This window comes from Cognatundibacterium jejuense, from assembly GCF_014284255.1.
In the GTDB taxonomy this organism is placed as follows: Bacteria; Pseudomonadota; Gammaproteobacteria; order Burkholderiales; family Burkholderiaceae_D; genus Undibacterium; species Undibacterium jejuense.
This window is the reverse complement of sequence record NZ_JACOFV010000002.1, coordinates 50,948-63,594: the sequence shown is the minus strand read 5'-3', so window position 1 is coordinate 63,594 and position 12,647 is coordinate 50,948. Positions and strand designations below refer to the sequence as shown.

At 45.3% G+C, this 12,647-nt stretch carries 9 protein-coding genes; 4 read left to right on the top strand and 5 right to left on the bottom strand.

Annotation, left to right across the window (positions count from 1 at the left end; translation table 11 throughout):
* Positions 1-484 precede the first annotated feature (484 nt).
* Positions 485-1,153 (top strand): response regulator, encoded by a 669-nt coding sequence (locus tag H8K32_RS02705; protein ID WP_186910946.1) that lies wholly within the window; start codon positions 485-487, stop codon positions 1,151-1,153.
* Positions 1,150-2,463 (top strand): ATP-binding protein, encoded by a 1,314-nt coding sequence (locus H8K32_RS02700; protein ID WP_186910945.1) that lies wholly within the window; start codon positions 1,150-1,152, stop codon positions 2,461-2,463. The genes H8K32_RS02705 and H8K32_RS02700 overlap by 4 nt, the downstream gene beginning before the upstream one ends.
* Before the next feature lie 204 nt (positions 2,464-2,667).
* On the opposite strand, the gene H8K32_RS02695 is transcribed toward H8K32_RS02700, so the two are convergent.
* The 5 genes from H8K32_RS02695 to H8K32_RS02675 form a co-directional block, all read right to left on the bottom strand.
* The gene (locus tag H8K32_RS02695; protein ID WP_186910944.1) at positions 2,668-3,279 is read right to left on the bottom strand and encodes a sensor histidine kinase; all 612 of its coding nucleotides are present in this window, start codon (positions 3,277-3,279) and stop codon (positions 2,668-2,670) included.
* A complete protein-coding gene (locus tag H8K32_RS02690) occupies positions 3,276-4,901 on the bottom strand; it encodes a response regulator (RefSeq protein WP_186910943.1) in 1,626 nt (541 codons plus the stop codon). The genes H8K32_RS02695 and H8K32_RS02690 overlap by 4 nt, the downstream gene beginning before the upstream one ends.
* Positions 4,902-5,204: 303 nt before the next feature.
* Positions 5,205-5,750 (bottom strand): GNAT family N-acetyltransferase, encoded by a 546-nt coding sequence (locus H8K32_RS02685; RefSeq protein ID WP_186910942.1) that lies wholly within the window; start codon positions 5,748-5,750, stop codon positions 5,205-5,207.
* A gap of 213 nt (positions 5,751-5,963) precedes the next feature.
* Positions 5,964-6,995 (bottom strand): Leu/Phe/Val dehydrogenase, encoded by a 1,032-nt coding sequence (locus tag H8K32_RS02680; protein ID WP_186910941.1) that lies wholly within the window; start codon positions 6,993-6,995, stop codon positions 5,964-5,966.
* Positions 6,996-7,250: 255 nt separating this feature from the next.
* Positions 7,251-7,877 carry a hypothetical protein gene (locus H8K32_RS02675; RefSeq protein WP_186910940.1) on the bottom strand — a complete coding sequence of 209 codons (627 nt, stop codon included), beginning with the start codon at positions 7,875-7,877 and terminating at the stop codon, positions 7,251-7,253.
* Positions 7,878-8,143: 266 nt separating this feature from the next.
* Between H8K32_RS02675 and H8K32_RS02670 the strand changes: the two genes are divergently transcribed.
* Together H8K32_RS02670 and H8K32_RS02665 are read left to right on the top strand one after the other, a co-directional pair.
* The gene (locus H8K32_RS02670; protein WP_186910939.1) at positions 8,144-9,325 is read left to right on the top strand and encodes an efflux RND transporter periplasmic adaptor subunit; all 1,182 of its coding nucleotides are present in this window, start codon (positions 8,144-8,146) and stop codon (positions 9,323-9,325) included.
* Between the two features lie 3 nt (positions 9,326-9,328).
* The gene (locus H8K32_RS02665) at positions 9,329-12,523 is read left to right on the top strand and encodes an efflux RND transporter permease subunit (RefSeq protein ID WP_186910938.1); all 3,195 of its coding nucleotides are present in this window, start codon (positions 9,329-9,331) and stop codon (positions 12,521-12,523) included.
* Positions 12,524-12,647: the final 124 nt, after the last annotated feature.

Sequence of the window (12,647 nt, the reverse complement as noted above, 5' to 3'; positions counted from 1 at the left end):
TTAAAAACCGCAACATCAAATAAATAGTTGTGAAGCAAAAAATTATTTGGCTTAAAAATTTCCTTCATCAAATTAAAAATTTTTCATCATCAACTCGGTAACTCGCGTTTGATCGAATTCAAATTTATTTAAAAATGATGAATTTAATTTTTCTAATTAATTTTGTTTTTCTTATGATGGCTCGCATCCTAAGAAAGATTTGTTACAAGAAAAAGACATTCGAAAATATCAAAACTTCTTGTTGTATTTGGCTTTGATTAAGCTAAATTTAATTTTCGAGAGAAAAAAATATGCCTCAATTCGTGTGCGAAATTTTTTAAGCATTCTTTAATTATTTTTTAAGGGCTTTAAATATTGCGAAGAAAAATTTCTATAAAGAAATTATTTTGTAATTGAAGTGAACTCTGCGAAGATGGCGATCTTCGGTTTTTATTTTTTTCTGCGTAAAAAAGATATCTGTCTCTAAAAGAATGAATGGAAGTACATGAAATTACTGTTGATTGAGGATGACTTGATGATAGGCGAGAGCCTGGTGGAGGGCTTGCAGAAAGAAAAATATCAGGTTGACTGGGTCAAAGACGGGCTTGCCGCGGACGCTGCTTTAATTGCGAGTGATTATCATATTGTATTGCTTGATCTTGGACTGCCGAAGATGCAAGGCTTAGAAGTACTTCGAAAATATCGTCAAAGTAAAGGCACTGCCGCCATCTTAATTATTACCGCAAGAGATGCAACTTTCGACAGAATCAAAGGCCTAGATACCGGGGCGGATGACTATCTGGTTAAACCTTTTGATCTCGATGAATTATATGCTCGCATTCGTGCTTTGCTACGGCGCTGTCATATCGCTCAAGACCCGTCATTAAATCATTGTGGTCTGACGCTGAACGTTTCGACGCATGAAGTATTTTTTCATGGCGAAGAAATACATTTATCGTTAAATGAATTTAATCTGATGTTGGCCTTGATAGAGATGCCGGGAAAAGTCATTTCAAAAGCAAAATTAGAAGAAAAAATTTATGGATGGGATGAAGATATCGAAAGTAATACGATTGAAGTGTATATCCACATGCTAAGAAAAAAATTGGGTGCCGATTTTATTAAAAATGTTCGCGGTGTTGGTTATAAATTGATAAATGAAATCGAGAAATGAGAACCATACGCCAGCAACTATTAATCGGATTAATGTCCGGCATGGTGATAACGATTATCGCAGTTTGTATTGGTAGTTATCTCAAAGTAAGGCACGAAACCAATGAACTCTTCGACTACCAGTTGAAGCAAATTGTGCGTTCATTTCCTGCGAATATGACATTGCAGCAAAGTGAAACGGCAGATAAGCATCCAGGTAAAAAAATCGTTGTTCAGGTTTGGAATAAAGATCGTGTCATGGTGTTTACGTCTAACCCTGCAAAAAACTTACCGTTGTATAGCAACACAGGATTTTTTGAAGTCATGGCTGGTGATAAAGCCTGGCGCGTTTACAGTGAAGAAAATAATCATCAAGTGGTACAGGTAGGTCAACTGATACTTGATCGGGAGAATATTGAGTTCAGTTTGGCGTTGCGCTCGCTGATTCCATTTTTAATTTTGATTCCGACTCTTGCTTCACTAATCTGGTTTGTCGTTGGGCGTAGTTTGCAACCGTTGACACGACTCGCAACAGCATTAGGAGAACGTTCTGCGGATGCACTGCAACCGTTAGATACGCATGGTTATACGCCGGAAATGATGCCGATCGTAACGGCGATCAACGCGCTATTTTTAAGGGTGGATAGCTCGATTCAGCTGCAAAAAATGTTTGTCGCCGATGCTGCTCATGAATTGCGAACACCTTTGGCAGCTTTGAAATTACAGTTGCAATTAGTTGAGCGTACAAGCGATGATGAAGAACGCAAAACCGGAATCAAAAAACTCCATGAACGTCTGAATCGCGCCACGCATTTGGTTCAGCAATTATTGATACTTGCACGTCAGAGTGATATGGATGAACAAAAAATCGAGCAGAAAGTTTCTGTGCCAAAGTTAGCCAGACAAGTGGTTGGAGATTTTTCTTTGCTGGCTGAAAATAAAAATATTGACCTTGGGGTCGATGTTGCCGAAGAAAATTTATATATTTACGGGAATATCGATTCCTTACGTGTGATGTTAGGAAATATCGTTGATAACGCGATACGTTACACCGCAAAAAATGGCCGTATCGATGTCATTGTAAAAAAAGAAAATAATAAAATATTTCTCGCAGTTAGCGACAATGGAATGGGTATTCCGACAGGCGATCGCGAGCGCATTTTTGACCGTTTTTATCGCTGTGAAGGTAGTGGCGAATCAGGTAGCGGCCTTGGACTGGCAATCGTCAAAAATGTGGCGGACATGCATAAGGCAGTCATTACATTATCTGATGCTCAAGTAGGGACAGGACTGATATTTACAGTTTCTTTTGAGTTGCCTGCAAATTCTTAGGAGCACGATTAAAGCGACAGTGCGACAGTGCGACAGTGCGACAGTGCGACAGTGCGACAGTGCGACAGTGCGACAGTGCGACTAGGGCGACTAGCGTGGGTGAAACCTGCGCTGCTGTTATTTCCTGCTTAAAAACGCTTGTTTAAAATTGGTGGGTTGTACCCACTCTTTGACTGCAGTGTCTTCGATTTAAATTTGAATCATCTAAGCCGGGATTATTAAGCGGAATAATCCTCCATTTTGATTCGATAGTTCGATGCGCCCCTGTTGATTATTATTGACGTGCAAAGCGGCTATTCGTTTAGCTAAAAGCAAACCTAAGCCTGTTCCGTTTTGGCTGGCTGGAATGTTGCTATAGTCCTCTTCCAGTACCGTGTCAGAAAACCCCGGCCCATCGTCATGAACACTCATTTCAAGATAGCCAGAACACTCTTTCGCGCTGATCACAATGCGACTCTTTGCATACCTTGAAGCGTTTTGCAAAGCATTGACCAGTATCATTCTGATCAACATCTCATCGTACACCCATAGCACTGGTGCCTGGTTAAGTTCGCTGTTAATCTCGATATCTGATTGTCCATATTTATTTGCGGCTAATTCGAAGATCAAATCTTCTGGGGCATGTGAGTTGAGATTCAACCGCAGCAGTTCGTGTTCGCTGCGATAGAAAACGAGTAGTCTTGTAAGGGTATCGGAAATATTAAAAATGGCCTGCACGGTTGGCGTATCGCCATGTGATTCAGCGGCAGAGGCAATACTCGACAAACTATTTTTGACATCGTGTATGGTTAGTGCCGCAATGTGAGCGAAGCTCATAATGGTGTGTCCAATTGGTATTTGGTTTGAATTTTTTTGAGAAAACGTGAGATTTCCGGTAACTTAGGATGTTCTTTATTTGTTTTTGCAATCGTTACAGCAAACTCTTTCGCTTGTTTGATTTTGATGGCGTCCATCTGATTCATCAACACATCGGCAAGTAAAGACAGCGAGGCATTTGCCACGATTTGCATATTGTTTGGCAAACGAAAAGCGGCCTCGGTCAGCATTTGTGAAGCTTCGGCATAGGCGCCGGATTTCGCCTTTAAAACCGCTTCGTTATTCAGGTTAACGACTTCTTGCGTAGAGCGTTCTATTAGCTCTTTCGCCGCTTCCTCGCCACCGTGATGTTTGAAAATAGTTGATACCGCATTTTTGACTTCTTCGGAGTCCGGATTATTTTGCAGGACGTATTTGAGTATATCCCCTGCGGTTGCAGCTCTGTCGTTGACCAGACAGGCTTTGGCAAGGGCGAATGCTAATTCTTCTGAAATTCCAGTACTTCCTCCGCTCAAAGCTCTATCCAAGGCTTCGTCGGCGAGTTCGGTTTTGCCTGCTTTATGTAAAGCTTGTGCTTCCATCGCTGAAACAGAACGCAGCTCACCTGTTCCTTTGAAAGTCATCTTCGCGTCTTCGATGATATTGATGGCCTTGGCGGCGTCATTCATTTCCAGATAGGCGCTACTGAGTTTGACGTAATCTGCCGGATCTCTTAGTGGTGAATTTTTGGTCTTTTTTAATACGGTAGTCAACGCTTGTTCGACCCGTTTAAAATCGCCCGTGCGTTCGGCCAGACCAGCAAGAGAGCGTTGGCGCATTAACGAGTTGGGCGCCACCGTGCTCGCCTTGTCCAGAATCGCAATGGCGGCGGCATCGTCACCTGATTCGGTATGTATTTTTCCTAGCAAGTCATACGCAGACAAGAGGTTTGGGCTGTCATTGATTAAGTCGCTTAATAGTTGCTTTGCTTGCTCGCCATTGCCTTTCGCTTTCATCGCTTTAGCCAGCCCAAGTTTGGCCCACGGCATCGCACGCAAGCTCAATGCTTGTTCGTAAAACTGCATCGCCTCGTCATTCTTTTCTGCCATTAACAAGGCATTTCCTTTGATACGCATGGCATCGACCAAATATTTGTCACGGGTGGCGATGATGTCGTCACAAGCAGCAATGATCTCCAGCCATGCTGACTTGTCGTGGAGTTGGTCGATTGCCTGTAGACGTATCTTTTTTTCCATCAGGCGCTGAAAGCGCGAACGCAAGGTCTCGGCGGTAAATGGTTTTAGCAGATAATCATCGGGCAAACATTCGGCTGCGGTGATCACGCTTTCATAGCCGGTTTCAGCGGTGATCATGATGAATAGGGTCGCGCGGCTGATAATCTTGGCGGTGCGTAAATATTCGAGAAATTGTTGACCGTCGGTGGAACCGCCGAGGTAATAATCGCATAGGATGACGTCAAAGCGTTTCTGTTTGAGTAACTCAAGTGCATCACGTATGCTTGCTGCGATACCGACGTTGGTTATTTCCAATGACCCTATTTGATTTCGTAAAGAGCTGCGCATGTCGGCCATGTCATCAATAATGAGAACATGTTTGTCTTTATACGAAATAATTTTGCTCATAGTAGTCTCAAGGGACTGCAAACTTCATCGTAAGGACATAAACAGACGGTTAGTTCGTCTTTGTTTTTTTGTGTCTGTTAATCTGTCGTCGTTGTGATTGTTGTTGCTCAAGCTTTTGATGGCCCTGAGGTTAGGGAATTAGCACGGAAACCCCTGACCTGATTTACTTTTTTAATATTATTTGGCTATTAACTGTTTTTATAGCACAAGTCATACCAATAACAATAACACATAGATAAGATTTGACATCTGCGCCACGCACATGATGTATTTATCGCACATTGGCATAGCTAGTGAGTAGCTCTAACCGGCATTAAGCCAGATTTCCTGTTGTTTTTGCCATGTTGCCTTGTCGATAGAGTAGGTCGCAACATCTTTCTCGTTCCAACGTTCAATTCCGCGATAATTCAATCCCAATTTTTTCATGACGTGCGAAGAGGCAGTATTTTCAGGCATGCAAATCGCGTAGAGTGATTCCGCCTTCAAAATATCAAAGGCAAATGCAGCCATTGCTCTGGCGGCTTCGCTCGCGTAACCTTTCCCCCACTTGTCTTTACGCAGGCGCCAGCCGATTTCAAGCGGATTTTTTGGATCGCGTCCCAGATATTGTATGCAGCCTGCACCGATAAGTTCCTCAGTATCGATATCGATGAAGCTCCACCACGAAAATCCAAATTCAGCCCAGCGAGCCTTAACTCTGTCGATCATGTTCAGAGTTTCCTCTCTTGTTTCGGCCTGGCCTGAGATATAGCGCATGACTTCCAGATCGCTGTTGAGGTGACATAGTCCTTCAAGATGACTATCCGTGATGGGTTCAAGACGTAAGCGAGCTGTGGTGAGTATGGTCATGTTGAGCAAGCAAAAAGACAGAGAATGGCCTGAAAAACGACGGTAGTGAAATAACGTCAGTAGAATTTATGGTAACTTTGAAAATTCTTTTCAGCAAGGTTTAAGTTTTTCTCGTTCCAACATGGGTAAAAAAAAAACGCCACCCGAAATTGAAGGGTGGCGGGTGGCGTTTGGCGATGTCGGCATCTTAGTGCGACATCGGAATCAAATAAATTAACGCTTGAATTGCATTTCTGCGATGCGGTCAGCAACGATGCTGGTTGCCAGACTTTCAGCGTCAGCACGTTCGAAGATTTCAGTCAGCGTTTCGCCAATCCGGCGTACATGAGCATCCATGCCATCTTCTGGCGTATTCAGGTATTCATAGCAAACTTTGATAATGCCACCGGCGTTGATGACAAAGTCTGGCGCATACAAAATACCTTTTTGGCGGCAAGCTTCGCCGATTTCTGGTGACGCTAACTGGTTGTTTGCAGCACCAGCAACAATCGTTGCTTTGAGACGGGACAGCGTATCTGCATTCAGTGTCGCACCCAAAGCGCATGGGGCGTAGATGTCGGCCTGCACGTCGTAGATGGCATCGATGCCAACAACTTCGGCGTTTAATTCTTCTTGTGCACGTTTTAATGCCCCTTGATCGATATCAGCGACGATCAATTTTGCACCAGCTTCTTTCAGACGACGTGCATAGTCGTAACCGACATGACCCAGACCTTGCAGAGCAACGGTCAGACCTTCCATGCTGTCACGTTTCAATTGGTGTTTGACGGCAGCTTGCGCACCGACGAAGCAACCTAATGCGGTAAATGGAGATGGATCACCACGGTCACCGAGGCCAGCTACGTATTTCGTTTTGCTGGCAACATTCGCCATGTCTGCCGGGCTGGTGCCGACGTCTTCTGCCGTTACATAACGTCCACCGAGGCGTTCTAATGCTTCACCCAAAGCCTCAAACAGGGCTGGCGTCTTATCTGTTTTTGGATTGCCAATGATCACGCTCTTACCGCCGCCGATTGGCAGGCCAGCAACGGCGTTTTTATAAGTCATGCCGCGGGAAAGGCGCAATACATCGCGCACTGCTTCCGCCTCGCTGGCGTAGTTCCACATACGGCAACCACCCATCGCAGGGCCGAGGTTGGTGTTGTGAACCGCGATAATGGCTTTCAGGCCTGATTTTGCTTCAGAAGCAAAAACAACTTGTTCGTGATTGTCAAAATTGATTTCGTTAAATACAAAAGCGGTCATGCTTATGGCTCCGCGCGGAGGTTTGACTCTGTATGCCGGATAAGGCTGAATCATTTTCCGCAGAAAAAGTGAATAAAAATAATGAAAACAGCAAAAGACAGCAAAAAACAAGCAAGTGACTACTGGTTGTTGTAATCAATGCTACTGGTTGGTGATTGTGTCACGCGCGCCGAAGTATAAGGGAGGAGCGGGTGTTAACTCAAATTTTATTATTTATTTTGAAACTAAATTTTTCTAAGCTGAGCGATAGTGGTTCTAAGCCGCGGCCTGGTTCAGAGTTGTATGTAGCATCGTCAGCAATTCCGAGGTATAGCGAGTTTGCGACTTGACGCAACAGCCACGCGAATAAGAATTCATAAAACCATGCTTGGTTGCTTTGGCGATCTCGGCTTGATGTCCACGTTGTTGCAGGTCGCTGACCAATTCACGTGGCGTAAATGCAGCTTCATGTTCGGCAAAAATTAAACGTACCGGACAGATTGGTTGAATATTGCGATATTCGCGAATACGCGAGCCGTAAAACAACACGGTGTTTTGTAGTTGTTGCATACACCTGTGTTCGCTATTAATCCACAACGCACTTGCTCCAGCACTAAAGCCAATGGCAAATTTTAATGATGTCTGTTCTTGAAGAATGCTTTTCAACTTTTCAGCATAACGACTAACGCCACCCTCAACGATGAAGGCTTGATATGCATCTTGTTCTGAATAAAAGTGATTTTCCGGGTCATCCCATGGCGTGACAACAATGGCGTTGACTGATAGTTGGCGTACCAGGCCAGATACCGCGGGCGTATGTCCAAACACATCGGTGGCAATCAGAACAGTAGCTTGGGATGGTGAAATGCTGGATGACGAGGCAGATTTAACAGAAGCAGGCACAGGTAATTACAGAAAAGCAAAGGAGGGCGGAGACTACCGGACTTGTACTGAAATTGCAAGGATAGTTGTGTTTAGCTTGTTTGGATGACTTTTCATGAGTTTTATTTTGACAGGAACTTTATCTGTCGTGGATACTGCATAGTTGATAACAAAATTGCTCAGTTTTCTATTTTTAAGGGCAGCCGCCCTATATATTTTTGGGCAAAATAAATCATAGATATTTTCAATATAGTTGACTTACCACATCTGAAATCTGGAGACTTACCATGTTACGACCTAGTTTGATTGTATTGGCTGTTGCTTTTGTTCTGGCTGGATGCAAAGAAAAGCCAGAAGATGGCAAGGCAAAAGCCAGTGCTTCAGCGAGCGCAACATTAGCGGATCAAGCTTTATTGGTGACCCAGGAAGATTTGGCGCAGATACAGAGTAATGCCATGTCCTCAGGCCCGGTTATCACTGGCTCGGTGCAGCCAGAGCGCAAAGCGGATTTGCGGGCCGAGATTGCTTCCGTTGTTTTGCAAGTCTTTAAAGAAAATGGTGAAACTGTTAAACGTGGTGATTTATTGGTACGTCTCGATGATACGTCGATTAAAGACAGCTTACATTCTGCTGAAGAAGCAGAGCGTGCCGCCGTGCAGACGTTTGATCAGGCAGAGCGCCAGTTTCAGCGTCTGAAAACCTTACGCGCGTCCGGCATGACGTCGACGCAGCAATTAGAAGACGCGGAAATCCGTCGTAACAATACTCAAAGCGATCTGGTCGCCGCCAAAGCCCGCACCGTGCAAGCGCGCCAACAATTGCAGCGCACTGAAGTGCGTGCCCCTTTTGATGGTGTGGTCAGCGAGCGCAAGGTGTCGTCAGGTGATACGGCACAACTCGGTAAAGAACTGGTCAAAGTGATTGATCCGACCAGCTTGCGTTTTGAAGGATTGGTATCCGCGGATAAAGTGAATAACGTCAAGCTTGGTCAATCCGTACGGTTTCACATCAATGGCTATGGTGATCAGGAATTCAGCGGCAAAGTGAAACGTATCGATCTGGCTGCAAACGCGACGACTCGTCAGGTCGAAGTATTAGTGACGTTCAATGATAATGCACAACCACGCGTTTCAGGTCTCTATGCAGAGGGCATGATTGAAGCCGCTACGACGCAGACTTTGATGATCGCTAGTTCAGCCCTGGTACGTGAAGGTGATAAAGCCTACGCATGGTTGGCGAAAGATGGCAGGTTAAAAAAAGTCAGTTTAAGTGTAGGCGAGCGTGATGCTCGTCATGGCGACTATGCAATCCTGGCAGGTTTGAAAGAAGGCGACCGTATCATACGCACGCCGATTGCGACTTTGAAAGACGGCCAAAAATTTACTATGGTGGCATCGGTTTCAAATAAATTGCCTGTCGCGGTAGCTGGCGCTGCATCTAAGCCCGCGGTCAATTCAGCGGGGAAATAAGCCATGTTTTTATCTGACTTTAGTATCAAACGCCCGATTGCGATGATTGTGATCATCATCGCCCTGATGGCACTGGGCTTGTTGGCACTCAAAAAGTTGAAGGTCAATCAGATTCCGGATGTCCAGCAACCGGTATTGGTCGTGAGTATCCCTTACCCAGGTGCGTCATCAGATACGGTAGAGCGTGAGATCATCAATCGCGTCGAAAAGGCCATGCAAAGTATTACCGGCGTCTATCAATTGCGCTCCACTGCAAATGAAGGTTCAGCGACCATCGTGTTGATCTTCAATTTTGGTAAAAATATGGTGGAGGCCTCGGATGAGGTGCGAAATTCGATCGCTTCAGTACGCTATAAATTACCCGTAGAAATGCGTGAACCAGTGCTGGAAAGGATAGATCCTTCGGCGCAACCGATTATGCAATTGGCATTGTCGTCAGATGTCTTGAGCCATGCGGAAATTTCACGCAAAGCGGAAGATAAGTTAGCAGATAAATTTCGTGCCATTGATGGTGTTGCTACGGTGACGGTAGATGGTGCGCTGCGCCGCGAGTTGAGCGTGTTATTGCATGCTCAAAAGCTGCGTGAATACAATGTGTCAGTGTCGGAAGTAGTCAATGCACTGAGAAATCAAAATACCACTGCGCCTGTCGGAAAAATTACCGGACACTTAACCGAACAAAGTATACGTCTGATCGGGCGTATTGAATCGCCAAGAGAATTTCAATCCATCGTCGTGAAAAAGCGTGGCAATGAAATTATACGCTTGGCACAGGTGGCAGACATTGAGGACGGATTTTCTGAGCTGAACGGTTTTAGCATGCACAACGGCCATCCCAATGTAGGCATTTCCATCACGCGTTCACGCGAAGCAAGTACAGTTACAGTTGCTACCCATGTTCGCGATCTGGTCGCTGAGATTAATAAGACGCTACCTGCTGGTAGCAAATTAGAAGTGACCCAGGATGGTGGTAAAGATGCGGAGAGCAGCCTTGATAACGTCATTGAATCATTGATGTTTGGTGCCGTACTCACGATTTTTGTGGTGTACGTATTTTTAAATTCCTGGCGTTCTACATTAATCACGGCACTCAGTCTGCCAACCTCCGTCATTGCTGCTTTTATCGCCATTTGGCTGAGTGGTTTTACGCTTAATTTTATGACCTTGCTTGGCTTGTCTTTGGCGATTGGGGTGTTGATTGATGATGCGATTGTGGTGCGTGAAAATATTGTGCGTCATATGGAAATGGGTGTTGATCGTCGTACTGCCGCCAGTAACGGCACTAAAGAAATTGGTTTGGCGGTAGCGGCAACCACGTTTTCTATTATTGCGGTATTTATTCCTGTCGCATTTATGCCTGGCATCTCAGGTGAATGGTTTCGTCCGTTTGCATTGACTGTAGCCAGCTCAGTACTCGTTAGTTTGTTTATCTCTTTTACGCTTGATCCGATGTTGTCTGCATATTGGGGTGACCCGATAGGACATCATTTACTACCAAAAAAAGGGATTAGCCTTGTCTTGGCGAAATTCAATGACTGGTTTGATCATCAGGCTGACCGCTACGGTAACGTGATTGCCTGGGCATTACATCACCGGGTCTGGATGGCGGTGATCGCCGGCGTCAGTCTGGTGGGAGCAATCGCACTTCACGCAACGTTCGGAGGCTCAAGTTTTTTACCGAGTGCCGATAACGGCACCATTTTTATTGACATTCGCACGCCATCTAGTTCCAGCCTCGAATATTCGCGTCTGAAAGTTGAAAAAGCCGCCGAAATCGCGCGTAGTTTGAAGGTCACCAAAGCGACTAATAGCACCATTAATAGTGGTGGTGGACGGGTTTATGTGGATATTGGTAAGAGTACCGAACGCAAGCAATCTGCCGCCGAAGTCGCGACGGATTTACGTAAGCTCCTGGTGCAAGTGATAGGGGCAGAATATGTGGTACAGGATGATTTGAATAATGACGGCGGCAAGCCGGTACAGATTAATTTTTCTGGCCCAGATGCGCGTAAATTACTGATCATCGCCAATGAATTTATGGAAAAATTACGCAAGGTTGATGGTGCGGTTGATGTAGGTTTATCTCAACAAGACCCTAAAGATGAGTTGCAGATCGAGCTCAATCGTGGTCTGGCAAATTCTCTCGGTATTTCGGTCAATGACGCAGCGCAGGCTTTACGTGTGGCATTTGCTGGTGTTGAGGTCGGTGATTGGGTTGATCCTACCGGGGAGGCACGTGATGTGGCAGTCCGTCTGCATCCGAACGATAGAATTAATGCTGAAAATATCGAACGTTTACCGATCGCGGTGAATAACAGCGATACCATGGTGCCGCTCGAGCAAATCGCAAAAATCACCATGGGTAAAGGACCATCACAAATCAAGCACACTGACGGCAAACGCATGATGGCCGTATCAGCAAATACACAGGGCAGGTCGCCTGGTGAGGTAACCGCCGAGGCATTAAAGATTGCTAAGGCCATGAGTTTTCCTGCCGGGTATTCTTTAGATCTTGGCGGTGCAGCACGTTCACAGAAAGAATTGTTCACCGAAATGACAATTGCTCTGGTCATGGGTATTGGCCTGATGTATCTGATTTTGGTCATGCAGTTTGGCTCTTTTACTGCCCCGGTAGCCGTAATGTTGTCTTTACCTTTGAGTTTGATCGGTGTGGTGCTTGCGCTGTTATTGACCCACGGTACGCTTAATCTGATGAGCTTTATCGGCATCATTATGTTGATGGGCCTGGTTGCCAAGAATGCGATTTTGCTGCTCGATTGTGCGCGCAAGCGTGAGCAGGAAGGCTTTGATCGCGAGGAATCCTTAATGTATGCGGGGCGCAAACGCTTACGCCCGATTCTGATGACTACATTTGCTTTGATTGCTGGCATGTTGCCGGTGGCGATAGGTCTTGGTGAAGGTGGGGAGTTTTATCGTCCGCTGGCGATTGCGATTATTGGTGGAACCATTACCTCTACCTTGTTGACATTGTTGGTTGTGCCGACCTTCTATGACAGCATAGAAATTAGTCGTGATCGTATGATGGCGAAGTATCGTTCTCGTGTGGTTCGTTGGAATGCTTTTTTTGCTGCGTTAGCGACCGGCTTGGAGGCAGTATTGACGGTGACATTTATTCGCTTTATTTTCCGTCTTCCGGTGCGTCTGATCAGAATGTTCAAACCTGTCAAAAATGTTTGAAGCGTATGTTCACTCGGGTATCGTAGTAGGGATGGAAAGTACAGCATAAAGCGTTTTGAGGGGCATTCTGGATTTCTTGCTTGACGAGCAGGTTTCAAATCTGGATACTTCGCGCACTGTTAAA

Excerpts from the sequence above, each read along its gene's own strand:
- H8K32_RS02705 (WP_186910946.1), top strand. The coding sequence starts at position 485 with ATGAAATTACTGTTGATTGAGGATGACTTGATGATAGGCGAGAGCCTG.
- H8K32_RS02700 (WP_186910945.1), top strand. The coding sequence starts at position 1,150 with ATGAGAACCATACGCCAGCAACTATTAATCGGATTAATGTCCGGCATG.
- H8K32_RS02695 (WP_186910944.1), bottom strand. The coding sequence starts at position 3,279 with ATGAGCTTCGCTCACATTGCGGCACTAACCATACACGATGTCAAAAAT.
- H8K32_RS02690 (WP_186910943.1), bottom strand. The coding sequence starts at position 4,901 with ATGAGCAAAATTATTTCGTATAAAGACAAACATGTTCTCATTATTGAT.
- H8K32_RS02685 (WP_186910942.1), bottom strand. The coding sequence starts at position 5,750 with ATGACCATACTCACCACAGCTCGCTTACGTCTTGAACCCATCACGGAT.
- H8K32_RS02680 (WP_186910941.1), bottom strand. The coding sequence starts at position 6,995 with ATGACCGCTTTTGTATTTAACGAAATCAATTTTGACAATCACGAACAA.
- H8K32_RS02670 (WP_186910939.1), top strand. The coding sequence starts at position 8,144 with ATGTTACGACCTAGTTTGATTGTATTGGCTGTTGCTTTTGTTCTGGCT.
- H8K32_RS02665 (WP_186910938.1), top strand. The coding sequence starts at position 9,329 with ATGTTTTTATCTGACTTTAGTATCAAACGCCCGATTGCGATGATTGTG.